The following is a 25,594-nucleotide window of genomic DNA, read 5'->3' on the forward strand; positions in this document are numbered from 1 at the left end:
AAGCGATGCGCTTTTCCATCATTCGGGACCTTTTCAGGACCTGGATTGTAACGGCTGGCGTGGTTGCGGCAAGTGTTGTTTCGCAGCCCGCGACTGCAATGGCGCAGGGCGATCAATATACCATGCAGGAAGTGGTCGATGCCGGCCACTCCTTCTTCGGCTCGACCAGCGGCGCGCTGGCCAAGGTGATCGAGAAGGCGTTCGGGCAATATGGCCTACCCAATGGCTACATTCTCGGCCAGGAAGGCTCCGGCGCGTTTATTGCTGGCCTTACCTATGGCGAAGGCACGCTCTATACCAAAAATGCCGGTCAGCACCCCGTCTTCTGGCAGGGGCCGTCGCTCGGCATCGATTACGGTGGCAATGGCAGCCGCACGATGATGCTGGTCTATAACCTACCCGCCGTCGGCAGCCTCTACAGCCGCTATGGCGGCGTCAGCGGCTCCGCCTATGTGGTGGCCGGCGTCGGCATGACGGCGCTGAAAAACAACAATATGGTTCTGGTCCCAATCCGCACCGGCGTCGGTGCAAGGCTTGGCGTCAATGTCGGCTATCTTAAGCTGACCCAATCCTCCACCTGGAACCCCTTCTGACCTCCACCGGCTTGGTTGATGTCAAGTCGGTCCATTGCCCGCAACTGCTGTTGTCGAACATGAACAGGCTAAGATGGAATGGCATAGGGTTTTGGTTTACAGAATGCGCATCTGGACCGTCATCTGACACTTTGGGAACTGCTCTAACGGATATGGCACCGCCGTGATCGAATACGCCCTGCTCTTTGCATTGGGATTTGCCGCCGCAGCACTTCTGGCGGCGTTGATCAGCCCTGCCATCCATGGCCGCATCGTTGCCTATACCGAACGACGTCTGCGGGCCACCGCCCCTCTCGGCCCGGAAGAAGTCCGTGCCCAGAAGGACATGGTCCGCGCCGTTTATGCCGCCGAAAATGCGAAACTGTCCTATGACCTACGGCGCGAGCGGGAGTATTTCGTCGCCGTCAAAGCCGCCGCCGACCAGGCCCAGGCGGAAGCGATCCGCGCGCTTGGAGCCGAAGATGCCCTGAAGGAGCAGATCCACGCCATGAGCAACGAGGCAGGGGCACTGCGCGTCGAACTTCGCCAGAACCAGGCTCAGATGGAACAGCTGAAAGCCACGCTACAGCGCCACGAAGCGATGGTCGCCAGCCGCGATCTCGACATTGAGGCGCTAACCGTCAAGCTGACACGCCTGGAGGCGGACCTGGCTGCCCGCAATCGGGAAACCGCCAGCCACAAGCACCAGACAGAAGACCTGCAATTGCGCCTCCAGGATTTGCGCACCGAACGCGAGACATTGCGCGACGAGGCCAAGGCCGCCGCCAGCCGCGCCCAGAAGGCCGAGCAACGGCTTCTCCAGGAGGAAGACAAGGTGCTGCGGCTGGAAGAGCGGCTGGAACGCCTGCAAAAGACCGAACCCCCTGTGCAACAGGTCGCCAAATGAGTAAAAGCCCGCTGAATATGCAGCACCCCACGCCCGAAGCACTCGAAACGCTCGCCGACGATTTGCGTCAGCGCAGCGAAGCGCTCAATTCCCGGCTGCTTGCTGACAATGGTGTCGAGGAAGACGCGGCCCTGCGCGCGCAAATCGCCGAAATCGCCGCCGGGATGATCGTGTTCACCGCCCGCAAGGAAGGCGAAGCATCGCCGATCCCGGCCCTGCTGGCAAAACCTGCCCCCAGCGCCGATGCGCCGCAACCGCTGCTGGACCGGATCAGGGCGGTAGCGCCGGATCTTCTGAACGATTGAGCCTATCGCCTCGCAGAACAGGATGGCGCAGCGAGATGAGGGGCCACCGCCACGCCGCTACCCCAATTTACCCAGCGCCCGCGCCGCGCTGTGCAGCGCGATGCCGCTGGCGGTGCCGAGGTTGAGGCTGTCGAGTTGCGGTGACTGGGCGATCCGCACGGTCATGAACCGGGCAAGCACGTCTGCGGGCAGGCCCTCGCCTTCGGTCCCCACCACCAGCGCCAGCCTTTGCCGGCCACCAAGCCCGGTGGCGATATCGCCGATCTCCGTGGTGCCTGACGGCGTCAGCGCCGCCACCAGAAAGCCTGCCGCATCCAGCGCCGACAACAGCGCAATGGCGCTGTGTTCGCGCGCATAAGGCATGGTCAGCACCGAACCGACCGACACTCGCAGCGCCTTGCGATAGAGCGGATCGCAACTGGTCTCATCCAGCAGAACCGCATCGGCACAGAAGCCGGTGGCATTGCGAAACATCGCGCCGACATTGTCATGATTGGAAATGCCGCAGCCAACCAGAACCAGAGCACTTTGCGGCAAGCTGGCAATCAGCTGCGTGGCATCGGGCGCGGTCAGCCGGCTGCCCAGCGCCAGCACGCCGCGATGCAGGTGAAAGCCAGCGATTGCATCCAGCACGGCAGCGCTTGCCACATAGACCGGCAGATCGTCCGGCCATTGGTCAAGAAGCGGCTGGAGACCCGCCACCCGGTTTTCCAACAGCAGCAGGGCCTCGGCGCAAATACCCCGCCCAGCCAGATGCGCCGCCAGCAACATACGCAGCACCACCGTGCCTTCTGCAATGAACCGGCCCTCGCGCCCGGTCAGGTCGCGCTCGCGGATATTGCTAAAAGCAGCAATGCGCGGATCCTGCGGATCGGTGATGGTGACGAACTGGACCATGCGTTTGAAGGCCTATTGCGTGATCGCGACATCCGCGATCATCCGGCCCACCGACAGGTCAAACACATAGGCTTTGGACTGGCCTTCGGCTGTGGTGCCGTAAAACAGAATCTGCGTGCCTGACAGTGCCGTGGACGTCACCTTGAAGCCAGCAGGCAGGCGCGCAGCCAGTGCCAAGGGCTGGTCGGAAGGGATGGTAAGGCCACCGGCCTGCGTCTTTTCCGGCGTAGGCGCGTGTTTGACCTTGTAGACAACGGCGGCCAACACCGCCATAAGGCTGACAAACATGATGGCCGCCGAGACGAGTTGCAAACGCACCATCTTGCGGCGAACTTTTTCGAGCACCGGATCGAGCGGCTTGTCTTTCTGTTCGTCGGTCTCGACTTGGCTCATGAAACTTAAACCTTTCCCTGATGGAGCTGCTCTGCCGCCCATTGGGCCTCGGCCACAAGGGCCGAAAGACAGGATGCGCTATGACAGACCCCTTTAAACAAGCAGGCGAGCCAAGGAAAGAGCTGATTGCCGGTGAGGACGCCGAAGGCCGTCTGGATGCCTGGCTGGCGGCAAGCCTGGGCGGTGATCTGTCTCGCAACCGCGTCAAGGCTCTGATCGAACAGGGTGCAGTCTTCATCAATGGCACCGCCGTTACCGAACCGAAGCGCAAGATCAAGCCCGGCGACCAGCTGGTGATCGCCATGCCGGAGCCGGAAGACCCCGAACCCAAGGGCGAGGATATTCCGCTCACCGTGCTTTATGAGGACAAGGACCTGATCGTGCTGTCAAAGCCCGCCGGTCTGGTCGTGCATCCGGGTGCTGGCAACTGGACCGGAACGCTGGTCAATGCGCTGATCCACCATTGCGGCGACAGTCTCTCCGGCATTGGCGGGGTGAAACGTCCCGGCATTGTCCACCGGCTGGATAAGGAAACTTCCGGCGTCATGGTCGTTGCCAAGAATGACATCGCCCACCGGCACCTGGCCGATCAGTTTGCCGACCATGGCCGCAGCGGCCCGCTGGAGCGGGCCTATCAAGCGCTCGTCTGGGGCCGTCCGCGTGGGCTGCGCGGCACGATTGACGCCGCCCTTGGCCGGGCTGGCGACCGCACCAAGCGCACCGTCAAGCGTGAGGATACCGATGACGCCCGCGAAGCCATCACCCATTATCAGGTGATGGAGCGTTATGGCGAAAAGCCGGATGCCACCTGCCTCGCCTCACTTGTGGAATGCCGGCTGGAAACCGGCCGCACCCACCAGATCCGGGTGCATATGGCCCATATCGGCCATCCGCTGATCGGTGATCCCGAATATGGCGCGGCCTTCAAAACCAAAGCCAACCTGCTGCCGGACACGGCCAAGGCCATCGTCACTAACTTCCACCGCCAGGCGCTGCATGCCTACCTTTTGGCCTTCGAACACCCCACCACTGGCGACGTCATGCATTTCGAAGCGCCTATCCCTGACGACATGGAAACAATTATCGAGGCGCTGCGCGATATCGCATGAACCCTTTGCCCCGTTAAACGTTAGCGCAGGTCCGACATGGCTGCGCAGCCGTTGCGCGCCGGACAGGCAAACGGGGCAAGGGCGATTATGGATACCAAGCAAGCAGTCGGAAAATCGCGCGATCTGCACGATGGCAAGTCCTTCTGGGCTGCGACACCGAATATTGTGGTTGAGAGCCGCGATACCCCGGCGCGCACCGATTACGATGTTATCATCATCGGTGCCGGGATCAGCGGCGCCCTGATGGCGCAGGCGCTGGCAGCGGATGGCCGCCATATTCTGGTGGTGGACCGGCGTGAACCCGTCCGGGGCAGCACACTGGCCAGCACGGCGATGATCCAGCATGAAATCGATATTCCACTATCGCAATTATCCAAAGCGATCGGGGCCAAGAAGGCCATGCGTGCCTGGAGGCGCTCGGCAGCCTCCGTTGATAGCCTGGGAGCGCGCGTCGGCAAGCTTGGTCTTTCCTGCCAGTTCCAGCAGCGCACCAGCCTTTTCCTGGCGGGCGATGAAATGGGCCACCGCGCCCTCGCCGTTGAAGCGGAGCTGCGCCGCGAAGCGCAATTGGACGCCGAGTATCTGACCAGAGCGCAGGTGAAGGAGAGATTCGGTATTGAGCGCACGGGAGCGATCCTCTCCCCCTGCTCCGCCAGCGCCAATCCGGCCCAGATGACGGCTGGCCTGCTGAAGGCCGCCCAGCAAGGCGGCGTGGAAATTGTCTCGCCGCTAGCCATCACAGCCATCCGCGAAACCCGCGACGGGGTGATGGTGGCAACAGCCGATGGCACATTGCTCTGTGCAGCGGACCTTATCGCCTGCACGGGCTATGAATATCTGAAGATGATGGAAAGCCCCCTGCATCAGGTGATTTCCACCTGGGCCATTGCCTCCGAGCCGAACGCCCAAAGGCCGGACTGGCTGGATGACCATCTGGTCTGGGAGGCCTCCGAACCCTATCTCTATTTCCGCTCCACACCCGATGGCCGGATCATTGCTGGTGGCGAAGATGAGGACGATCCGCTCGCCCACCAGGACCCGGTCAAAGCGCGGCGCAAATTCGAGACGATCCGGCAAAAGCTGAAGGATCTGGCCGGGATTGAGATGGACCACATCGCCTATGGCTGGTCTGCCCCGTTCGGCACGACGCGGGATGGGCTGCCGATCATCGACCGCGTCCCCGGCACCAGCCATGTGCATGTGGTGATGGGGTTTGGCGGCAATGGCATCACGTTTTCGACCATTGCGTCGGAGATTGTCTCGGCCCGGATTGCCGGTCGCAAGGATGCCGATGAGGATTTGTTCCGATTCCGCTCGTAAATCAATCGTGACCGGCGTGGTGCGCTTGAATCGCGGCCATGCCACACTTATCTGACATAGGATTTCGTGCGGGATGAGGAAATCCGCATGTTGGAGCTTGCCCGTTTGGCATTGGGAAGCTCATGGATAAAGGGGGTGCTTTATGGCCCGCAATAGCTTGCCTTCGATTACCGCCGGTGAAGGCGGACTGAACCGATACCTGGATGAGATCCGCAAGTTCCCGATGCTGGAACCCCAGGTGGAATATATGCTGGCCAAGCGCTATGCCGAGCATGGCGACCGCGATGCCGCGCACCGGCTTGTCACCAGCCATTTGCGCCTCGTGGCGAAGATTGCCATGGGCTATCGCGGCTACGGCCTGCCGATTGGCGAAGTCGTGTCTGAGGGCAATGTCGGCCTGATGCAGGCTGTCAAAAAATTCGATCCCGAACGCGGCTTCCGGCTTGCCACCTATGCGATGTGGTGGATCAAGGCCTCGATACAGGAATATATCCTGCGCTCCTGGTCGCTGGTGAAGATGGGCACGACCGCCAACCAGAAGCGGCTGTTCTTCAACCTGCGCCGCCTGAAGGGCAAGATCCAGGCCATTGAGGAAGGCGACCTGAAGCCGGATCAGGTCACAGAAATCGCCACCAAGCTGAAGGTCAGCGAGGAGGAAGTGATTTCCATGAACCGCCGCCTGTCGGGCGATGCCTCGCTGAACGCGCCGATCCGCGCCAGCGAAGGTGAATCCGGCCAGTGGCAGGATTGGCTCGTGGACGATCATGACAGCCAGGAAGACACGCTGATCGAGCAGGATGAGCTGGAAACCCGGCGCAACATGCTGTCGCGCGCCATGGGCGTTCTGAACGACCGCGAACGCCGGATCTTCGCCGCCCGCCGCCTGGCCGAAGAGCCGGTGACGCTGGAAGAACTGTCGTCCGAGTTCGACATCAGCCGCGAACGTGTACGCCAGATCGAAGTGCGCGCCTTTGAAAAGGTTCAGGATGCTGTCCAGAAGGACGCGCTGGAACAGGCCAAGGCGTTGCGGGTCGTCGAGTCCTGACGTTCAGCCAAGACAATCGCAATGTTTTACAGGCCTCGCAATAACCCTGCGAGGCTTCGTCCATTCCAGATCTCGGGAGAATTATGCCGTGACAGAGCAACAGGCCATTCTGGAACCGGTTGCAAAACAGCTCGATGCCTATAATGCCAAGGATATCGACGGTTTCATGCAGCATTGGGCACCGGACTGCCGGATCTATGCCTTTCCCGATACTCTATTGGCGGACGGCACCGCAGAGATCCGCAGCCGCCACATTGAGCGCTTCCGTGAGCCCGACCTGCATGGCAAGCTGATTGCCCGCCACGTCATTGGCAATATGGTCACTGATATTGAATGCGTCACCCGCAACTTCCCGGAGGGCAAGGGCGAAATCGACATTCTCTGCCTTTACGAGATTGAGCACGGAAAGATCGCCAGGGCCTGGTTCAAAATGGGCGAGAAGCGGCTTCTCGGCTGAAAGCTACCCTGCCACCGCCACCAGCGCCAGCAGCGAGAGAACCAGCGCCGGGATCATCACGACAGCACCGATTTTCAAAAATTCCAGCGCGCCCATATGCAGGCCTTCGCGCCTGAGCGCCGATAGCCAGAGAATGGTGGCAAGCGAACCAGTCACCGAGAGGTTAGGGCCAAGATCGACCCCGATCAGCACCGCGCCGGAGACGGCACCGCCGACATGAGCGCCCTGCACCGTGGCACCGGCCACCAGACCGGCTGGAAGATTGTTGACGAGGTTGGAGAGGAAGCCGACCAGCAGGCCTGCCCCCATGGCCGCTGCCTTGGCATCCGCTGCGGCAGCATCGGACAAATAACGGGCAAGCATCACCGTCAGCCCGGTCTTGTCCAGCGCCTCGACCAGCACGAACAGGCCCGCCACCAGCGGCAACACGCTCCAGGACATGCCCTTCAGCGTCTCCGCCGGTCCCTGCCCGCTCAGGGCCAGCACCAGCACGGTGGTGAGCACACCGGCAATGAAGGTGGGCAGGCCCAGGTCCAACCCGAGCGCCGAGGCCGCCATCAGCACGACAGCCGTCAGGATTAGCCCCCAGCCAGCCAGCTTGGCGCTGTGGGAGAGATGCGGCGTCTCAACCTGCTGATCCATCACCTCGGCGTGGATGGCGCGCCTCTGGCTCCAATAGAGCATGGCGAAGGTGACGACGATGGCCACCAGCGAGGGCAGCGCAAATGTGGCAAGCCAGGTGGAGAGCGGCGGCATTTCCCCACCGCCGAAAATCACCAGATTGGCCGGATTGGAAATCGGCAGTACAAAACTCGCCGCATTGGCGATGAAAGCGCAAATCAGCAGATAGGGCATCGGGTTCTTGAGCTTGGCCGCCTTGGTTGCCGCGTAGACCGCAGGGGTCAGTACCACAGCTGTTGCATCGTTAGACAAAAAAGCCGTGACCAGAACGCCGACACCATAGAGCAGCACGAACAGCCTGAGCGGCGACCCCTTGGCCCTTTGCGTCGCCAGCGCCGCCAGCCAATCGAACAGACCTTCGCGCCGCGCCAGTTCCGACAGAAGCATCATGCCGATCAGGAACAGATAGACATCATAGCCCTTGGCAACACCGGCCCAGGCATCGTTGATGCCGATCGCGCCCAAGCCGATCGCCCCCAGGCCCAGAAGCACGATGGCACCCAGCACAGCCCAGATCGCCTCCGGCCAGCCAAAGGGCCGGCTGATAACGCCCAGAACGGAGAGGGCGGAAACAGCCCAGGTCAGGTAAGTTGCGGTCATGAAACATCCGAAAAAGACGCGGCCGGAAGGAAGGCCAAGGAAAGGACTGGCAGGCAGACGCCGAGAACCGGCGGCGGATTAGATCTCCCATTTAGTCCAGGATACGCAAAGAGCAAGCGGCATGGAACAATTTTGCATTTGGCAAATTAACGAGGCGCCTGCTCCTGCCTATTCATGCTAAACTGCTGTTTTTTCAACCTTTCCGAAAGCGCGCCCGTGATCGCACAGTCCAAGATTGTCTCCGCGAGCCGCCGCTCGCTCATTGCCCTTGCCTTCCTCAACTTCTTTCTCGCCGATGCCCGTGACGGGCTGGGCCCGTTCCTTGATGGCTTCCTGGCAACCCATGGATGGTCGCCGATGACGCTGGGTATCATCGCCACGATGGGTGGCGTGCTCGGCATGGTGGTCACGCCCCTATTTGGCGCGGTTGTCGATGCAAGCCCCTATAAACGGAGCCTGATCATCCTGCCGGTCACACTTGTCACAGCCGCCGCACTGTGGACGCTGGCGAGCCCCGACAATCTGGCAGTGTTCGGCGGACAATCGGCGACGGCCCTGGTGGGCGCGGTGATCGGCCCCGCCCTGATGGGGATGACACTGGGACTGGTCGGGGAAAGAGCTTTTTCCGACCAGGTCTCCCGCAATGAAGTCTGGAACCATACCGGCAATGTGTTTTCACTGGTCTGCATTTTCGTCCTCACCAGCTATTTCGGCCAGAACGGCGTTGTCTGGCTGATGATCGCCTCGGCGCTTGCCACCATCGCGGCGGTCCTGGCAATCCGGCCCCAGGAAATCGACCAGGACGTTGCCCGCGGGCTGAGTCATAAGGACAGATCGGCTGAGGATGAGGACCACACCGTAGCCCAACCTTCGGGCTATTCCATGCTGGTGCATAGTCGCGGGCTGATCGTACTCGCCCTGATCCTGATGATTTTCCATTTCGGCAATGCGCCGATCAGCCGATTGATCGCCCAGAATTTCTCCATTCAGCTCGACAGTCCGTTCAAGACCACCGCCATCACGACAGGCGTCTCGCAACTGGCGATGATCGTCGTCGCCTGCGCCGCACCGTGGATGATTGCAAGGTTTGGACTGCGGTCGGTGTTTTTTATCGCTTTGATGGCTCTGCCGATCCGGGGCATGATCGCCGGTAGCTTTTCCAGCTTCGCCGCCATTTATCCCGTGCAGATCCTGGATGGCATCGGCGCTGGCTTGATCGGCATCGCCACGCCGATTGCCGCCGAACGTATTCTGTCCGGCTCCGGTCGTTTCAACGTTGGCCTAGGGGCCGTCATGACCGTCCAGGGCATCGGTGCCTCCTCCAGCAATGTCGTCGCTGGCTGGCTCACGCAGGAAGGCGGCTATTCGCTCGCCTATTTCGTTCATGGTGGTATCGCTGCCCTGGCACTGCTGCTGTTCGTCTTCAATCATAAGCAGGTAGCACCGGAACTGCCGGAGCATAGGCGGTAGGGTGTTGGGACCGCTTAAAATTCATGAATAGAAATAGACAGGGCATATCCGTGTTTGCACGAAACACGGATATGCCCTTGTAACATTTCAGATCAGACGCTGCTCGGCGCAAGGCCGAGCGTAGCAGTCTGCGACAGTGATCACCCGCCGCTGCGATTGTTGCCCAGCGCTGCCCATTCCTTGATGACGCTGTCGAAGATTGGTTTGCCGGCCACTCCCTTGTCGAGGGTAATCAGCGCACGGCGGCCGTTGCGATAAGTGACGGGAATGTCGATCCAGTCACGGCTGCGCAACAGATCGACATTGCGGGCCACCACTTCGGCAAAATCGTTGAAGGCGATCATGAACGTGTCGTCGGTGATCTTGGCAGGCACCGCCACGATCGGATCGCCACGATCCTGCTCGCTGGTCTTCATGGCAACGCGCTGGACACTGTCTATGCCGCCGCCTTCGAAATTCTGCGGCACCGAAAAGACGATTTCCATCAGGTGACTGGCGGGAAGCGAGCTATCGGTATTGCGCTTGAAGGTAATCAGCGCTGTCAGCCCCCGCTCAGGGATCGTCAGCTTGCCCTGGATTTCCGGTTCCGGCTTGCCGCTGTCGCCCGTCTCACGTCGGGCTTCCCAGACAATATAGCCCTGCACGGTGGTCGGCGTCGTCTGGCCGAGGCGCTCTTCATAGAGATAGGCCTTCTGGCCATTTTCCGGCACGGTAAAGGGCGCACCCTGCACAGGCGTGGTGGTGGCTGGCGCACTGGCCGCACCGCCGGACACTGGCGCTGCCGGATTGGCCCCGCCATTCTGCTGGGCCACCGAACGGCCCTCACCGCTATTGGCGGCAGCGTTTGAGGCCCCCTCATCCACTTCCGTACCGTCAGGCATCAGCTTCTGGGTGAATTTCTGCCCCGCAGCCCCGGCATCGCCGGTTGACGCCGGAACGGTCGCCGGCTTTCCGGCATCCGCGCTGCCCGTCTGCGAGGACGGTGCGGATGCTGGTGAAGAGTCCTTCGAGGCAAACAATCCTGTCACTGTTTGCTTCAACCCGGCGATGGCGCCCGGCAGATTGTCACGATGAGCATAGGCGTAGTAACCACCGCCGCCGATCAGCAGGATCAGCACACCAGTGATGATGTAAGGCGCGGTCCGGCGGGATTTCTTGGTGCGCAGCCCAGCCTTCCTGTTGGCCTTTGCCAGCACGGCTGCCATGTCTTCCGAGGAATTGCTTCGGTCAGGCGCGGCTACGCGCTGTTGCTTTTTAGCTGCCGCCGGTGGCACAGGCTGTGCAGCGACGAAATCATCGAACCAGGCAGGATCTTCGCCTGCCTTGCTGGCAGAAGCTCCGTTGCGAACGGCCTTGTCATCGTTTCCGGATTCCTGGCCGGCAGGCGTGCCGAAGCTGGTATTCTGATGCTTGTCGCTCCAGTCCAGAAGATCCTTCGGATCCTCATGACCAACTTGCGAGAAAGAGCCACCCTGCGCCGCAGGCTGCTTGTTGTCGCGCACGAAAGCGTCGAAAGCGCCCAGCGCCTCGGCTTCATCGAACACCGGCTGGCGTGCCGGTGGAATGGAGGGGTAGACTGCGGGCTTTTCTGCCTCTTCCTGGCGCGACTGCGGCTGTGCTTCAAAGGAATGGACAGGTGCAAGCGGAGCTGGCGTCGGCTCCAAATGGCTTTCCAGCCATTCATCCATCGAATGTTTCTGTGGCGCAGAAGGCTTTACGGCTGGCGCTGGGGCCGCGGGCGCAGAAGACACGGCTGGCAGGACAGGCTCTTCATTCTCCCAAATAGCGGGCGGAATGCGCGCCGGTTCTGGCTTATAAGGCTCCGGTTCCGGTTCATAAACCGGCTCAGGATCTGGTTCAGGCACATAGACAGGTGCTGGGGCAGGCGCAGGAACATAAGCCGGCTCAGGCTCATGAACAGGTTCTGGCCGGTGCACGTATTCGGGCTCATGCGCCGGTTCCTCAACAGGCTCCGGTTCATGGTGAACGGGTTCTGGTTCCGGCTCAGGTTCATAAGCCGGTGCTGGTTCATAAACCGGCTCCGGCTCATAGACATCCTCTTCCACCGCAGGAAGAGCCTCTGCATAATCTGCCTCGACCTCGGCAATCGCGGCGTCAAGCTTGTCCAGCTGGCGGCGCAGCATGTCTTCCGACGGCTTGGGTGTCATATTGTCCAGCTGCCGCATCACTGCGCCACGAGCCTTCTCATACACCTTTACGCGCATTTCCGGGGTATTGTTCGACAGGCCATCAACGGCGCGCCGAATAACTGCTACGAAATCTGCCATCCGTACTTTCTCGTGATCACCGGCCCAGGCCGACAAGACAAATTAATTCAACTCTAACCTTAATCCTCAAATGGATCGGTCACAAGTATGGTGTCGTCGCGTTCCGGGCTGGTGGACAGAAGGGCGACCGGCGCACCGATCAGCTCTTCCACCTGGCGGACATATTTGATCGCCTGGGCGGGAAGATCGGCCCATTTGCGTGCGCCGACGGTGGATTCCTTCCAGCCTTCCAGCGTTACGTAAATCGGCTCGACCCGTGCCTGAGCGGCCTGGGCTGCCGGCAAATGGTCGATTTCCACACCATCCAGCTTGTAGCCGACGCAGATCTTCAGCTCGTCCAATCCATCGAGAACATCGAGCTTGGTCAGGGCGATGCCGGTAATGCCATTGGTGGCCACCGACTGGCGCACCAGCGCCGCATCGAACCAGCCGCAACGGCGTTTACGGCCGGTGACCGTGCCGAATTCATGACCTTTTTCCCCAAGAAACTGGCCGACCTCGTCGGTTAGCTCGGTCGGGAACGGGCCTTCACCAACGCGGGTCGTATAGGCCTTGGTAATGCCAAGGATATAGCCGAGCGAGCCTGGCCCCATGCCGGAACCTGCCGCTGCCTGACCGGCGACCGTGTTGGACGAGGTGACGAAGGGATAGGTGCCGTGATCGATATCGAGCAGCGAACCTTGCGCGCCTTCAAACAGGATACGGGCGCCACGACGACGCTCCTTGTCCAGCATCAGCCAGACAGTTTCGCGGAAGGGCAGAACCTTGTCGGCCACCGACAGCAGCTCTTCCATAATCGTCGAATGTTCAACCTCAGGCGCGCCAAAACCACGGCGAAGCGCGTTGTGGTGCGGCAGGATACGGGCAACTTTCTCGGCCAGACCTTCCGGATCGGCCAGATCCATCACCCGGATGGCACGACGGCCGACCTTGTCTTCATAAGCCGGACCGATGCCGCGGCGCGTGGTGCCAATCTTGGTGCCGCTATTGGTGGCGGCATCTTCGCGCATGCCATCCAGTTCGCGGTGCAGCGACAGGATCAGCGTCGCATTGTCGGCAATGCGCAGATTATCAGGTGTTACGGTGACGCCCTGGGCGGCCAGCTTGGCGATTTCGGCCAGCAGCGCATGCGGATCGACCACGACGCCATTGCCGATCACCGCCATCTTGCCGGGACGCACAACGCCCGAAGGCAGCAACGATAATTTATAGGAAATGCCGTCGATGACCAGCGTATGACCGGCATTGTGACCGCCCTGGAAGCGCACGACCACGTCAGCGCGCTCCGACAGCCAGTCCACGATCTTGCCTTTGCCTTCGTCACCCCATTGGGAGCCAACCACCACGACATTCGTCATTTCAAAATCCTGTCTTTACGCCTCAAGCGTACCTTCGCCTTGCGACAGCGCTGGCGGTTGATAAAGCCGTAAGCCGTCACACGTTCTGTCTGCTGCGCGCCGCCATTCTCCCCTGAAGCAGATCGTTCTGAACAGGTTTCCAGTCAAGGCAGCGCGTTTTCGCGCCTGCGCGTCCCCAAACCCGCGCATCTATACTGTGTTGTTTTGCGGAAAGCGACACGTTTATGCGCGTTAATCCGGCTTTTTGCATGGCAGAGACATATGACGGTGCAACACAATTTTACGATTGCATAATTCCTGAAATCGATTCCGGTTTCAGGAATTATGCAGTAGTCACACAGCATCGAAATTGGCGACGCGCAGAGGTTGAACGATCAGATGCAAATCAGAGCCTATGCCTATCTGGTGCTGACAACCTTGTTCTGGGGCGGCAATGCCGTGGCGGGCAAGCTGGCCGTTGGCCATATCAGCCCGATGATGCTGAATCTTGGTCGCTGGTCACTGGCCTTGACGCTGCTGCTGGCCGTTTCCTCTCGCCAGATCAAGGCGGATTGGCCGGTGGTTCGCCGCCATATTCCCTTGCTGCTGGCGCTCGGCGCCATTGGCTATACAGGTTTTAACGGCTTTCTCTATTCGGCGCTGAAATATACCTCCGCCGTCAATGGCGCTATTGAGCAGGGCGGCATTCCCGTGCTGATCTTCCTGTTGAATTTCCTGCTGTTTCGGATTGCCGCCTCCGCCATCCAGATTGCTGGCTTCCTGATCAGCTTTATCGGCGTTGCACTGACGGCAGGCCATGGTGACCTGATGGCGCTTTTGTCGCTGCGGCTGAATTTCGGCGATACACTGATGCTGCTGGCCGTGCTCTGCTATGCGATCTTTACCGTGGCGCTGCGCTGGAAGCCGGAACTGCACTGGAAGACGCTGATGGCAGCCCTCGCCTTCGGGGCAGCGCTGGCCTCCCTGCCGCTGGTCGCCTGGGAAGCCAGCAATGGCAGCCTGATCACACCCGATACCACCGGCTGGGCACTGATCCTGTTTTGCGGTCTCCTGCCATCCCTGGTGTCGCAAACACTCTATATATCAGGGGTCAACATGATCGGCGCCAACCGGGCCGGCCTGTTCATCAACCTTGTGCCGGTGTTCGGCACCATCCTGTCGGTCGCCGTAGTCGGTGAAAAGCTGGAGGGGTTTCACATGCTGGCGCTCAGCCTGGTGATCGGCGGCATTGCGCTGGCCGAATGGGGCAAACCGCAAACCACTGCCCGCTAAGGGCAAACTCTAGATCAGGCTCGTATGTCCATCGGCAATCCGCAAAACGGCGAGGCGTCCTGAGGCATAGGCGCCGGTATCGATGCCGATCCGGTTCTTGCCGAAGGTGACCGCATCGGTCGGGGTATGTCCATGTACAACCGTATAGGGCAGCTCCGGACCACGACCGAGAAAGGGTTCGCGGATCCACATCAGATCGTCATCGGCCTGGGCTTCCAGCGCGACGCCCGGCTTCAGGCCTGCATGCACGAACAGAAATTGCCCGACCTTGAGCATGACCGGTAGAGATTTCAGCCAGGCATAATGGCTTTCAGGAATGGCCCGTGCCAGTTCCGAAGAGAGCCCCTTGAAACTGCCGGCCTGGTGCAAGGCATGATCGATATCGATGCCATAGGAATAAAGCGTGGCCGCCGCGCCGAAATCCAGCCAGCGCCGTCCAGCCGAGGGATCGTCGAGAAAATGGCAGAACACATCGTCATGATTGCCGCACAGCGATACCCGCTCGAAACCGGGTGCCAGCGGTGCCATCAGGTGGTCGATCACCCGGCGCGAGGACGGCCCACGATCGACATAGTCACCCAGCATGACAATCAGCTTGGGACCATCGATACTGCCGGCATCGTGCAGGATACGGCATTCCGCTTCCAGCAACTCAGCATAGCAACCATGCACATCCCCCACCGCATAGATCGCGGAAAACGCCTTGGGATCGATATCCACACGACTACGCATGCCAGCCACACCGGTTTCCGATCCGACGTCGAGAAATTTACGCAACAACTTTATCATAATGGTTCCAGCTTCCCGCAACCGTTTTACGCCTGTCACAAGCGCTTCTCAACCACGTGCAGGGCCAATCGTGATAATTACCAACCATTAAGGTTAACAGCGTTTCGAATCGCGCGCTTTTCGGCATCGCGGCGCGCGCAAATCGATGCTTTTCCGCGACATGAACAGAGCTTATCCCTAGGACTATGAGAGAAAAATGGATCCCAGCTTTCGTAAAAAGACGAGCGATTACAAAAAGATCGAAAGCTCCATCTGATCCACTATCAACTTTGATCGATTTTAGCCAATCAATGGGGAAGCATCATGACCAAGCCATTTTACTGGAATGAGTTGAACACCTATGATTTCGCCAGCCTGTCACCTGACAGCACCATCGCTGTTTTGCCGATTGCCTCTACCGAGCAGCATGGGCCACATCTGCCAATTGCAACCGATGTGGCGATTGCCAATGGCATGTTGACAGAGCTGAAGCGCCAGCGCCCGGATGACCTGGACTTCCTGGTTCTTCCCACTCAGGAAATCGGCAAGGCCAATGAACATGTTTATGGCCCCGGCACGCTCTCACTCAGCGCGGATCTGCTGATTGCGGCCTGGACCGCCATCGGTGCCAAGGTGGCGGAAGCGGGCCTGCGCAAGCTGGTCATCGTCAATTCCCATGGTGGCAATGTCGATATCATGAGCATTGTCGGGCGCGAATTGCGCGTCCGCCACAAGATGGCAGTGGTGTCCACCCAATGGAGCCGGTTCGGAAATCCCGAGGGCATGATTTCCGATCATGAAAACCGCTATGGCATTCATGGCGGCGAAGTGGAAACCTCGCTGATGCTGCATTTCCGCCCCGAACTGGTGCGGATGGACAAGGCCGAAAACTTCGTCTCCAAGGCGGAATGGATGAAGGAACGCTCGGATTTTCTCCAGCCCTTGCCGCCCCATTCGCTGGCCTGGATCGCCCATGACCTCAATCCAGCCGGTGTTGTCGGCGATGCCTCGAAAGGCACCGCGGAAAAAGGTGAAGCGATCTGCCGTCATCAGGTGTCCGGCTTCATCCAGCTCTTGCGTGACATCAGGGACTATCCGCTGTCTGCGCTTTACTCCCCGGAATAAGAACGGTCCGCGGCAAGATATCCCCTGCCCTGCAATTCCACCACCAGGGCCTGGATTTCCTGAACCAGATAGTCGACGAACAGGCTGGTCGCCGCGTCGAGCGGCGCCCGCGCCCGGGCAAACAGTTTCATCGGCTGATGGCGGCAATGCGGTTCGGCCAGCGGTCGAAACACCAGTTCGCCCTTGCGGCATTCGACAATCACATCCAGGGGGTTGAGCAGGGTCAGCGCCGTGCCGCATTTGACCAATTGCTTCAACAATTCAGAGGCGTTGGTTTCCAGCAGCGGCTCGACCGGCAGCGGCAGATTGGCAAGCGCCAGATTGATGACATTGCGCAGGCTGGTGCCAGGCTCAGCCAGCACCAGTTTTTCCTGCACCACATCGACCAGATCGATCGGACCTTTTTCACGCGCCAGCCGATGACCGGGCGGTAAAACCGCGCCGACAGGGATATCGAAATTGGCGATGGTCCGAATACCGGGCGTTGCCGGGATGTTAAAGCCAAGCCCGATATCCACTTCGCCTGTCAGCACCGGATTGAGGGTGGTGGAGCCGCTGTCATTGCGCAAATGTACCTTGATGCGCGGATGCGCGTCCAGAAACCGGGCAATGATTTCCGGTAGAGGCCCGGCCGCCAGCCCCACCGTGGCGACCAGAGACACCTTGCCCACCTGCGGCATTTTCAGGCTGCGGATCCGCGTTTCCAGACGTTCATAGCCCTTCAGAACGTCGCGGATATGCTCGACGCACAGCTCCCCCGCCGCCGTCAGCCGAAGCCCACGCGGCAGACGCTCAAAGAGCGGAACGCCAAGCTCATCTTCCAGTGCCAGAATCTGCCGGTTGACAGCGGAAGATGCAACGTTAAGTCTAGCGGCGGCTTTACGAATTGAACCGCAACGGGCAATCTCGTCGATATAAAGCAGCTTACGGGAGTGAAGCATGGCGTAACACACCAGTCCATTTTTTAAGCAGATTGAACGATTCACATACAGAACGAGCAAGCGATGCCATTAAGGCATCGAAGCGGACGAAATTTGATGCTTTTCAAGCCGCAAAGCAACCGCTCAAATGCATAAAACGCGGCGGGCCATTTCAGTGGAGCCATTTTGAGCGGAGCCATTTCAGCGGCATGCGACATCGGGCGGCAGCACGCGATCCGAGGGATCAGGGGAAAATACACATGACGAAAACCATACTGCACAAGACGATTGTCAACACTTTGGCTGCAACCGCCCTGGCCCTTGGCCTTGGCAGCCCGGCCATGGCGCTGGACGAGGTCAGCTACGGCACAAACTGGCTGGCCCAGGCCGAGCATGGCGGCTTTTACCAGGCCGTGGCCGATGGCACCTATGAAAAATACGGTTTGAAGGTGAAGATTGTCCAGGGTGGCCCGAATGCGGCCAATCAGGCGCTGCTGATCGCCGGCAAGGTCGATTTCTACATGGGCTTCCCGCTTCAGGAAATGGACGCCGTCAAGCAGGGCATTCCGCTGATCGACGTGGCCGCCCTGTTCCAGAAGGACCCGCAGGTGCTGATCGCCCATCCCGACCAGGGGATCGAAAAATTCGATGATCTTGCCAAGCTCGACACGATCTTCATGGGCAAGGACGGCTATGCCACCTATTTCGAATGGATGAAGAAGAATTTCAAGGGCTTCAAGGACGAGCAATACAAGCCCTACACCTTCAACCCGGCGCCCTTCCTCGCCAACAAGAAATCCGCCCAGCAGGGTTATATCACCTCCGAGCCCTACGAGATCGAACAGCAGGGCGGCTTCAAGCCGAAACTCTTCCTGCTGGCCGATAACGGCTACAGTTCCTATGCGACGATGATCACCACCACCCAGTCCATGGTCGACAAGAAGCCGGATGTGGTGCAGCGCTTCGTCGATGCCTCGATCGAGGGATGGTACAAGTATCTCTACGGCGACAACAAGGCCGCCAATGCGCTGATCAAAAAAGACAATCCGGAAATCACGGACGCTCAGATCGCCTTCTCCATCGACAAGATGAAGGAATACGGCATCGTCGAATCCGGCCCGACCCTGGACAAGGGCATCGGCTGCATGACCGACGAGCGCTACAAGGCCTTCTTCGATACCCTGGTCCAGATCGGTGTCGTCGATGCCAAGCTCGACTATCACAAGGCCTATACGACGAAATTCGTCTGCAAGGGCGTCGGCCTGAACCTGAAGAAGTAAAGTTGAAGAAGCAAGACAGGGCGGCGCACCGGATAAGCGCCGCCACAGCATCCGGATGAGGCGTGTAACCCCTCACCTCGCCAATGCTTACCAATATGTGCTTGCCTGTATGGACTTTGCCGGCCTGCGCTCTGCCCACTTGCGCTCTTCTTGTTCACAAACTTGAGCGCACAAGTTCAGGCGAGAACCAGCAGTAGCGGGATGATGAGGATGCTCCTTCCTCCTCATCCTATTTTCTTGTTTGCGTTTGCCTTGGGGAAAAGTGGAAACCGGTTTTCCCTAAGACAAACTCTAGGCCCTTCAACAACAGGCCCCGGAATGACCCCGACTGAACCACTGCAAAAGCCGCGCACTGAAAACCGCCAGCGCGCCCTCGTCATGCTAACAGGCGTGTCCAAAGTGTTTTCCAGCGGCACGGTGGCGCTGTCCAACATGTCACTCACCGTCGAGGCGGGGGAATTCGTCAGCCTGCTCGGCCCCTCCGGCTGCGGCAAATCGACGGCGCTTCGGATCATTGCCGGTCTCGGTGGCATCTCCAGCGGCACGGTCGAGTGGCCGAGTTCGCGGATCAATGCCAAGGGCTTGCCGGAAGGCGATATCAGCTTTGTTTTCCAGGAGCCGACCCTGCTGCCCTGGCAGACGGTGTTCGGCAATGTCTATCTGCCGCTGCGTCTGCAAGGGATTTCCAAGGCAGCAGCAACCTCGACCGTTCTCGAAACCCTTGACACGGTGGGACTGAAGGATTTTGCCGGGGCCTATCCGCGCCAGCTTTCCGGCGGCATGAAAATGCGGGTGTCGATTGCCCGCGCCCTGGTGACCAAGCCGAAATTGCTGCTGATGGACGAGCCGTTTGCTGCCCTTGATGAAATCACCCGGCAAAAGCTGAACGACGACGTGCTGCGGCTGTGGCGCGAGACCGGCATTACCGTGATCTTCGTGACGCATTCGGTGTTCGAGGCCGCCTATCTCTCCAATCGCATCGTGGTGATGAAGGCAAGGCCTGGCCGGGTGCATTCGGATTTCACCATTGCCACCAGCCTGGAACGCGACGCCCATTACCGCACCTCGGAAGAATACCGTCAGGTCTGCGAAAGGGCTTCGAATGTCCTGCTGGAAGCCATCGGCTTTCCCCTTGAGGACGGGTCTTCCCTGGCGGGATTGGAGCATCACGGATGACCCCACATCATGAAACACCATCCGACGCTGAAAGCTTGGCCATGCCAAAACAAGGCCTATTTGCCCGCCACGGCGAAACCGTGCTGCGGGTGCTGATCCCCCTTGCGGTGGTCGCGGCTTTGGTGCTGGTCTGGCATGTCGGCGTCACCGTCTCCGAGGTGCCGCAATATATCCTGCCCGGTCCGCTGGCCGTGGCAAAGGCACTTTATACCGATTGGGGCATTCTGGGACCGGCGCTTTGGGTGACGACGAAGATCACGCTGATGTCGCTGGCCCTTGCGCTGATTGGCGGTGTCGGCATCGCGGTGTTTCTCATCCAGTCAAAGTGGATCGAAACGGCCTTTTATCCGATTGCGGTGATCCTTCAGGTCACGCCTGTCGTCGCCATTTCGCCGCTGATCCTGATCTACGCACCCTCAACCCAGGTGGCCCTGCTGATCTGCGCCTTTCTGGTCGCCTTTTTCCCGATCCTGTCCAACATGGTGCAGGGTTTGAAAAGCGTCGATCATAATCTGCTCAACCTGTTCGACCTTTACGGCGCCTCACGGCTGCAAACGCTGCTCTATCTGAAACTGCCGGCATCGCTGCCCTATTTCATGACCGGTCTGAAGATTGGCGGCGGTTTGGCGCTGATTGCCGCCGTGGTGGCGGAATTTGCGGCGGGTTCAGCCGGTGCGGGCTCTGGTCTGGCTTTCCGGCTGCTGGAATCGCAATTCCGGCTGAATATTCCCCGGCTGTTTGCCGCCCTGTTTCTGCTATCGTGCCTCGGCGTGGTGATCTTCGCCATCACCTCCTTCATCTCATGGCTGGCGTTGCATCGCTGGCATGAAAGCAGCATCAAGCGAGAAAACTGATGACCAGATTGTTTGCCGACATTCCGCAAACCGGGCGGTTTGCCCTGACACGCGCCACCTTGCCTGTCGAAGCGGTTGATGATGTTCCCGCTGGACCGGTCCGCGAGGGGCTGGTCAGCGCCGATCTGATTATCAACGACGGCAAGGTCGAAGCTATTGTTAAGGTCGGCACCGCATCTCGTTACAAGACCGGAGCGGACCTGCCGATCATCGATCTACGCGATGCCATGGTCTGGCCGACCTTTACCGACATGCACACCCATCTCGACAAGGGCCATATCTGGCCGCGAAAGCCCAATCCAAAAGGCGATTTCATCGGCGCATTGAGCGCCGTGAAGGATGACCGCGAGGCGAATTGGTCGGCGGACGATGTGCGGGCACGGATGGAATTTTCGCTGCGCTGCGCCTACGCCCATGGCACCAGCCTGATCCGCACCCATCTCGACAGCAGCGCGCCCCAGCACCGGATTTCCTTTGAGGTGTTTTCGCAGATACGCAAGGAGTGGGCGGGCCGGATCGACCTTCAGGCCGTAGCCCTTTTCCCCTTCGACGACATCACTGATCAGGCGTTTTTTAGAGATTTGCTGGAGGTGCTTGTTGCGCACAAGGGCATTCTCGGCGGCGTCACCCAGGTCTCGCCGGATCTCGATCACCGGCTGGACCTGTTGTTTCGCGCCGCAAGCGACCACGGGCTCGACATCGACCTGCATGTCGATGAGACGCAGGATGCTTCCGTGCTGACCTTGAAATCGATTGCCGAGGCCAAGCTGCGCAATGGTTTTCAGGGCTCGGTCGTGGTCGGCCATTGCTGTTCACTGACCCAGCAGAGCGACGATATCGCCAAGGCCACCATCGACAAGGTCGCGGAAGCCGGGCTTGCCGTCGTGTCACTACCGATGTGCAACATGTACCTGCAGGATCGCCATCCGGGCCGCACGCCGCGCCAGCGCGGCGTCACCCTGTTTCACGAACTGGCGGCAGCAGGTGTACAGACGGCGGTTTCTTCCGACAATACCCGCGATCCCTTCTATGCTTATGGCGATCTCGATTGCGTGGAAGTGCTGCGCGAAGCGGTCAGGATCGTCCATCTCGATCACCCGCTGGACAGCACGGCCCGAATCGTCACCCGCAGCCCCGCCGATATTCTCGGACGTCCCGACCATGGCCGTATAAAGGTCGGGGCCAAGGCGGATCTGGTGCTGTTTTCGGCGAGAACCTGGAGCGAATTGCTATCGCGTCCACAGTCTGACCGCACCGTGTTGCGCTCCGGTCAGGCTATCGACGCGCAGGTGCCTGACTACCGCGACCTTGACCATTTGATGGAAGATTGAACCATGCCCGATTACGCAAAAATCAAAGCTGAACTTGCCGGGATCGCCGTCGAGGATAATCCGGCGTTGGTCAAGCAGAAATCCCGGGATTTCTACTGGTACTCGCCAATCCTGAAGGCCGAGCTGGACCATGTCACGGCGGACCTCGTGGTTTCTCCGGTCAGCGAAGAGGAAGTAATCCGCACGCTGAAGGTGGCCTATGCCCATGGCGTACCGGTGACGCCGCGCGGTGCTGGCACCGGCAATTACGGTCAGGCGATGCCGCTTTCCGGCGGAATCGTGCTGAACCTGATCAACATGAACAAGGTGAAAGAGATTCACCCAGGCCGGGTGATCTGCGAGCCGGGCATCGTCATTGCCGAACTGGATCGCCAGACACGCGCCCATTCCGGCCAGGAACTGCGTTTCCACCCCTCAACCGCCCAGACAGCCTCAATCGGCGGTTTTGTCGCTGGCGGCTCGGGCGGGGTCGGATCGATTACCTGGGGTGGGCTTCGCGATCTCGGCAACATCCTGAAACTGCGGGTCGTCACCATGGAGGCGGAACCACGCGTACTGGAACTATCCGCCTGGGATTTGCAAAAGGTCAGCCACGCCTATGGCACCAACGGCATCATCACCGAAGTGGAAATGCCGCTGGCCCCTGCCTATGACTGGGTGGACGTCATCGTCGGTTATGACGACTACATGGACGCCGTGCGCTTTGCCGATGCGCTCAGCCACCGCAACGGTATTCTGTTGAAGGAAGTGGCCCCCATCGCGGCCCCTGTTCCCTATGCGTATTTCTCCCGTCACAAGCCCTGGCTGAAGGACGGTCAGTCGGTGGTGGTGCTGATGGTCGCGCCGCATTCCATGGGGCCGTTTCTTGCCTATGCCGAGAAAATGAAGGCCGACCTGCGCTTCCGCTCTGACACAGTGGAGAGCATGAAGGGCATTCCTCATGCCTATGAACTGGCCTGGAACCACACGACGCTCCGGGCGCTGAAGGTTGATCCTGACATCACCTATCTGCAGGTGCAGTATCCGGGGCCGGATCACGTCGAAAAGGTTGCCAAGATGACCGAAATCTTCGGGGATGAGGTGATCGGCCATTTGGAATTCATGCGCTTTGATGGTGCGATCCAGTGTTCCGGCCTACCGTTGGTGCGCTATACCACCAAGGAGCGGCTGGAGGAAATCATTCGCATCCACGAGGACAACGGTTGCCCGATCTTCAACCCGCATCGCTACACGCTGGAAGAAGGCGGCATGAAGCAGACCGATACGGTGCAACTGGCCTTCAAACAGGAAACCGACCCCAAGGGCCTGCTCAATCCCGGCAAGATGATTGCCTGGGAAAATCCCGATTTCGATTTTTCCGCCGGGCGAAACTATTTGTTTCCGGGATTGCAATCGATGGGAGACGATTGAAATCCTTGCACTTTCAACCGGAGATGATTTAGAACGCAACGGCTTGACGGCATGAGGCCGTCTTCACAGTCCGAAGGTACTCCTGGCGGGGCTTGTCCCTGATCATGCAATGAACATGACCTTTCATCCAGCCGATCGGCGGAAGAAGGTATCGGGACAAACGGCGCGGATGTTTTTGACAAAACCCTCCGGGGCACCGGCGGGCGCAAACCAGGGACTTTTGCATGCGCGTGCTCGTTCTTCATTCCCATCCCTTGGCTGAAAGCTTCAACCGGGCGCTCTACCACAAGACCTGCCAAAGCCTGGAGGCAGCCGGCCATGAGGTCGATGGCTGCAATTTGTATGACGAGGGTTTCAACCCGGTTCTTTCGGCTGAGGAGCGGCGGATCTATCATGATTATCCTGACAATATCGAACCGGTGAAATCCTATGTCGAGCGGCTCAAGGCGGCCGAAGGGCTGGTCATCGTCACCCCCGTCTGGAATTTCAGCTTTCCCGCCATGCTGAGCGGTTATTTCGACCGTGTCTGGCTACCGGGCGTCACCTTCGAACTGGTCGATGGAAACCTGACGCCGACACTACGCCATATCCGCAAACTGGCGGCGGTGATGACCTATGGCGCAACACCGTTACGAGCGTTTCTTGCGGGCAACCCGCCAAAGAAATCCGTGACGCGCGTGATCCGCGCCCAGATCAAGCTGGGCGCGCCAGTCAAATTCATGGCCCATTACGACATGAACAATTGCACCGAGCAAAGCCGCGCCGCCTTTATGGACAAGGTACGGCGCGAGATGGATCGGTTTTGAGCGCTGAATTTACCGCGCTGCCTTCAGCGAAGAGATGATCTCCTGCAATTCGGCACCGTGCTTTTCCTGTTTGCCCTTCGTTCCCCAATAGGTGATGACAAGCAGCTTGCCGGGACGGGGTGAGAGCAGCGACAGGCCAACATTAACGGCGCCGTCTTCATCGACGCCGGTCCAGTCGAAATTGGTCATGTCCATGCCGTTGATGACTTCATCCGACTGCTTCTGGGTCGAGCCGTCGATCTTGACGCCGTTGTCCTGAAGGAAAGCGATGGCGTCATCGATCACCTTATCCGTGGTCTTGGCGTTGGCGACGTCGATGGCAATATAGATAGCGCCGTCCTCTGAGGTCGCATCAATGCCGCTTTCGGTTTCCTTCGGCTCCCAATCGGCGGGAATGGTGATGCGCGCGACCGGATTATCGCTTGGAAACAGCAGCGTATCGGCAAAAGACAGGTTTGGCAGAAGCAAAGTCAGCACAGCAACGGCGATTATTCTCTTCACGGATGGTCCCCCTAGGCTTGATCGGATGTTGATTGCCGAAAATAGAGATTTCCATCCATCTGTCGCTGGGAATTGCTCAACTGATCTCTACTATTTCAGGGTATGTTTTACACTATAGCGGCCTGCTGGGTAATTTAAACGACAGAGCATTTCCAGGAAAAGTGGAAACCGGTTTTCCGTTCGGAAATGCGTAAAGGCAAAGAGCGAGAGCACCCTACTCCGGTCAAAAAAAAGCCCCACGAGCACGAGGGCTAGTGGGGCAAGATGACTGGAGAGTCAAAAAACGTTACTGAATGATATCAATGACCGTATAGGACTGCGGATCGACGATAACACGCTCATTATTGACAATTGCATACGCATAGGTCGGATCTTCCGGGATCGGAGTGATCACAATCTGGCGCGGCAAATGCTGACCGACGACGATTTGCTGGTCGGTCACATAGGGTTGAGCTGGCATTGGCTGCTGGCGAACATAGGTGACAACACGCGGCGGTGGCGGATCGATAGCCGTGCCAGCCACTGCGCCGACAACGCCGCCAACGGCTGCGCCGACTGGACCACCAACAACAGCACCGGTAACCGCACCGCCGGCTGCACCGGTCACTGTGGCATTCTGCGCCATGGCCGAAGTTGCAATCGAGCCAGCAAAGGCGGCGGCGACAATAAGAGCAATCTTGGTTTTCATCCGAATATTCCTTCTTTCCGATTATCTGGTGGGATAACGGAGAAGGAAACTATTTGTTCCG

The 25,594-nt window shown here is 59.4% G+C and carries 25 protein-coding genes; 16 read left to right on the forward strand and 9 right to left on the reverse strand.

Features of this window, described 5'->3' with window-relative positions; all coding sequences use genetic code 11:
• Nucleotides 1-5 precede the first annotated feature (5 nt).
• The 3 genes from AVCG78_RS11715 to AVCG78_RS11725 all read left to right on the forward strand — a co-directional run bounded on the left by AVCG78_RS11715 (nucleotide 6) and on the right by AVCG78_RS11725 (nucleotide 1,784).
• On the forward strand, nucleotides 6-593 hold the full coding sequence (locus AVCG78_RS11715; protein ID WP_060718157.1) for a DUF1134 domain-containing protein: 588 nt from the start codon (nucleotides 6-8) through the stop codon (nucleotides 591-593).
• Nucleotides 594-756: 163 nt separating this feature from the next.
• A complete protein-coding gene (locus tag AVCG78_RS11720) occupies nucleotides 757-1,479 on the forward strand; it encodes a hypothetical protein (RefSeq protein WP_071207390.1) in 723 nt (240 codons plus the stop codon).
• Nucleotides 1,476-1,784 carry a hypothetical protein gene (locus tag AVCG78_RS11725; protein WP_071207392.1) on the forward strand — a complete coding sequence of 103 codons (309 nt, stop codon included), beginning with the start codon at nucleotides 1,476-1,478 and terminating at the stop codon, nucleotides 1,782-1,784. Before AVCG78_RS11720 ends, AVCG78_RS11725 begins: the two co-directional genes overlap by 4 nt.
• Nucleotides 1,785-1,841: 57 nt before the next feature.
• On the opposite strand, the gene AVCG78_RS11730 is transcribed toward AVCG78_RS11725, so the two are convergent.
• Nucleotides 1,842-2,681: a TrmH family RNA methyltransferase gene (locus AVCG78_RS11730; protein ID WP_071207394.1), complete on the reverse strand. Its 840-nt coding sequence runs from the start codon at nucleotides 2,679-2,681 to the stop codon at nucleotides 1,842-1,844.
• Nucleotides 2,682-2,693: 12 nt separating this feature from the next.
• On the reverse strand, nucleotides 2,694-3,074 hold the full coding sequence (locus tag AVCG78_RS11735) for a hypothetical protein (protein ID WP_015916953.1): 381 nt from the start codon (nucleotides 3,072-3,074) through the stop codon (nucleotides 2,694-2,696).
• A gap of 80 nt (nucleotides 3,075-3,154) precedes the next feature.
• On the opposite strand from AVCG78_RS11735, the gene AVCG78_RS11740 reads away from it, so the two are divergent.
• The 4 genes from AVCG78_RS11740 (at nucleotide 3,155) to AVCG78_RS11755 (ending at nucleotide 7,005) form a co-directional block, all read left to right on the forward strand.
• Nucleotides 3,155-4,183, forward strand: a complete 1,029-nt coding sequence (locus tag AVCG78_RS11740; RefSeq protein WP_071207439.1) for an RluA family pseudouridine synthase — start codon at nucleotides 3,155-3,157, stop codon at nucleotides 4,181-4,183.
• Nucleotides 4,184-4,219: 36 nt separating this feature from the next.
• Complete coding sequence (locus tag AVCG78_RS11745) at nucleotides 4,220-5,503, forward strand: NAD(P)/FAD-dependent oxidoreductase (protein ID WP_139191599.1); 1,284 nt, start codon at nucleotides 4,220-4,222, stop codon at nucleotides 5,501-5,503.
• A 142-nt stretch (nucleotides 5,504-5,645) separates the two neighbouring features.
• Nucleotides 5,646-6,548, forward strand: coding sequence for an RNA polymerase sigma factor RpoH (gene rpoH, locus AVCG78_RS11750; protein ID WP_015916956.1), 903 nt, complete (start codon nucleotides 5,646-5,648; stop codon nucleotides 6,546-6,548).
• 88 nt (nucleotides 6,549-6,636) lie between these two features.
• Nucleotides 6,637-7,005, forward strand: a complete 369-nt coding sequence (locus AVCG78_RS11755) for a nuclear transport factor 2 family protein (protein WP_071207397.1) — start codon at nucleotides 6,637-6,639, stop codon at nucleotides 7,003-7,005.
• A gap of 3 nt (nucleotides 7,006-7,008) precedes the next feature.
• On the opposite strand, the gene AVCG78_RS11760 is transcribed toward AVCG78_RS11755, so the two are convergent.
• Entirely contained in the window at nucleotides 7,009-8,286 is a 1,278-nt protein-coding gene (locus AVCG78_RS11760; RefSeq protein WP_071207399.1) for an arsenic transporter, read from the reverse strand.
• Between the two features lie 174 nt (nucleotides 8,287-8,460).
• Here AVCG78_RS11760 and AVCG78_RS11765 point away from each other — a divergent pair, with 174 nt between their 5' ends.
• Nucleotides 8,461-9,756 (forward strand): MFS transporter, encoded by a 1,296-nt coding sequence (locus tag AVCG78_RS11765; RefSeq protein WP_071207401.1) that lies wholly within the window; start codon nucleotides 8,461-8,463, stop codon nucleotides 9,754-9,756.
• Nucleotides 9,757-9,896: 140 nt separating this feature from the next.
• Here the strand turns inward: AVCG78_RS11765 and AVCG78_RS11770 are convergent, their stop codons facing one another.
• Together AVCG78_RS11770 and AVCG78_RS11775 are read right to left on the reverse strand one after the other, a co-directional pair.
• Nucleotides 9,897-12,044: a hypothetical protein gene (locus AVCG78_RS11770; RefSeq protein WP_071207403.1), complete on the reverse strand. Its 2,148-nt coding sequence runs from the start codon at nucleotides 12,042-12,044 to the stop codon at nucleotides 9,897-9,899.
• A 59-nt stretch (nucleotides 12,045-12,103) separates the two neighbouring features.
• Complete coding sequence (locus AVCG78_RS11775) at nucleotides 12,104-13,402, reverse strand: adenylosuccinate synthase (protein WP_071207405.1); 1,299 nt, start codon at nucleotides 13,400-13,402, stop codon at nucleotides 12,104-12,106.
• A gap of 378 nt (nucleotides 13,403-13,780) precedes the next feature.
• Here AVCG78_RS11775 and AVCG78_RS11780 point away from each other — a divergent pair, with 378 nt between their 5' ends.
• A complete protein-coding gene (locus AVCG78_RS11780; RefSeq protein WP_015916962.1) occupies nucleotides 13,781-14,674 on the forward strand; it encodes a DMT family transporter in 894 nt (297 codons plus the stop codon).
• Nucleotides 14,675-14,683: 9 nt separating this feature from the next.
• Here AVCG78_RS11780 and AVCG78_RS11785 read toward each other — a convergent pair whose 3' ends face one another.
• Entirely contained in the window at nucleotides 14,684-15,463 is a 780-nt protein-coding gene (locus AVCG78_RS11785; protein WP_015916963.1) for a metallophosphoesterase family protein, read from the reverse strand.
• A 303-nt stretch (nucleotides 15,464-15,766) separates the two neighbouring features.
• Here AVCG78_RS11785 and AVCG78_RS11790 point away from each other — a divergent pair, with 303 nt between their 5' ends.
• Complete coding sequence (locus AVCG78_RS11790) at nucleotides 15,767-16,567, forward strand: creatininase family protein (RefSeq protein WP_071207407.1); 801 nt, start codon at nucleotides 15,767-15,769, stop codon at nucleotides 16,565-16,567.
• Here the strand turns inward: AVCG78_RS11790 and AVCG78_RS11795 are convergent.
• The gene (locus tag AVCG78_RS11795; RefSeq protein ID WP_071207409.1) at nucleotides 16,552-17,508 is read right to left on the reverse strand and encodes a LysR family transcriptional regulator; all 957 of its coding nucleotides are present in this window, start codon (nucleotides 17,506-17,508) and stop codon (nucleotides 16,552-16,554) included. The two genes, AVCG78_RS11790 and AVCG78_RS11795, sit on opposite strands and share 16 nt — an antisense overlap.
• A gap of 239 nt (nucleotides 17,509-17,747) precedes the next feature.
• Here AVCG78_RS11795 and AVCG78_RS11800 point away from each other — a divergent pair, with 239 nt between their 5' ends.
• From AVCG78_RS11800 to AVCG78_RS11825, 6 genes are all read left to right on the forward strand, one after another.
• Nucleotides 17,748-18,767 (forward strand): ABC transporter substrate-binding protein, encoded by a 1,020-nt coding sequence (locus tag AVCG78_RS11800; protein ID WP_071207411.1) that lies wholly within the window; start codon nucleotides 17,748-17,750, stop codon nucleotides 18,765-18,767.
• A gap of 318 nt (nucleotides 18,768-19,085) precedes the next feature.
• On the forward strand, nucleotides 19,086-19,943 hold the full coding sequence (locus AVCG78_RS11805; protein WP_071207413.1) for an ABC transporter ATP-binding protein: 858 nt from the start codon (nucleotides 19,086-19,088) through the stop codon (nucleotides 19,941-19,943).
• Nucleotides 19,944-19,984: 41 nt separating this feature from the next.
• The gene (locus AVCG78_RS11810) at nucleotides 19,985-20,797 is read left to right on the forward strand and encodes an ABC transporter permease (RefSeq protein ID WP_071207443.1); all 813 of its coding nucleotides are present in this window, start codon (nucleotides 19,985-19,987) and stop codon (nucleotides 20,795-20,797) included.
• Complete coding sequence (locus tag AVCG78_RS11815; RefSeq protein ID WP_071207415.1) at nucleotides 20,797-22,128, forward strand: cytosine deaminase; 1,332 nt, start codon at nucleotides 20,797-20,799, stop codon at nucleotides 22,126-22,128. The genes AVCG78_RS11810 and AVCG78_RS11815 overlap by 1 nt, the downstream gene beginning before the upstream one ends.
• Nucleotides 22,129-22,131: 3 nt before the next feature.
• On the forward strand, nucleotides 22,132-23,538 hold the full coding sequence (locus AVCG78_RS11820; protein ID WP_071207417.1) for an FAD-binding oxidoreductase: 1,407 nt from the start codon (nucleotides 22,132-22,134) through the stop codon (nucleotides 23,536-23,538).
• A gap of 224 nt (nucleotides 23,539-23,762) precedes the next feature.
• A complete protein-coding gene (locus AVCG78_RS11825; protein ID WP_071207419.1) occupies nucleotides 23,763-24,344 on the forward strand; it encodes an NAD(P)H-dependent oxidoreductase in 582 nt (193 codons plus the stop codon).
• A 9-nt stretch (nucleotides 24,345-24,353) separates the two neighbouring features.
• Here the strand turns inward: AVCG78_RS11825 and AVCG78_RS11830 are convergent, their stop codons facing one another.
• Nucleotides 24,354-24,845 (reverse strand): histidine kinase, encoded by a 492-nt coding sequence (locus AVCG78_RS11830; RefSeq protein WP_071207421.1) that lies wholly within the window; start codon nucleotides 24,843-24,845, stop codon nucleotides 24,354-24,356.
• 286 nt (nucleotides 24,846-25,131) lie between these two features.
• Nucleotides 25,132-25,533 (reverse strand): DUF1236 domain-containing protein, encoded by a 402-nt coding sequence (locus AVCG78_RS11835; RefSeq protein ID WP_071207423.1) that lies wholly within the window; start codon nucleotides 25,531-25,533, stop codon nucleotides 25,132-25,134.
• Nucleotides 25,534-25,594 lie beyond the last annotated feature (61 nt).

The organism is Gillisella vitis, assembly GCF_021559775.1.
In the GTDB taxonomy this organism is placed as follows: domain Bacteria; phylum Pseudomonadota; class Alphaproteobacteria; order Rhizobiales; family Rhizobiaceae; genus Allorhizobium; species Allorhizobium ampelinum.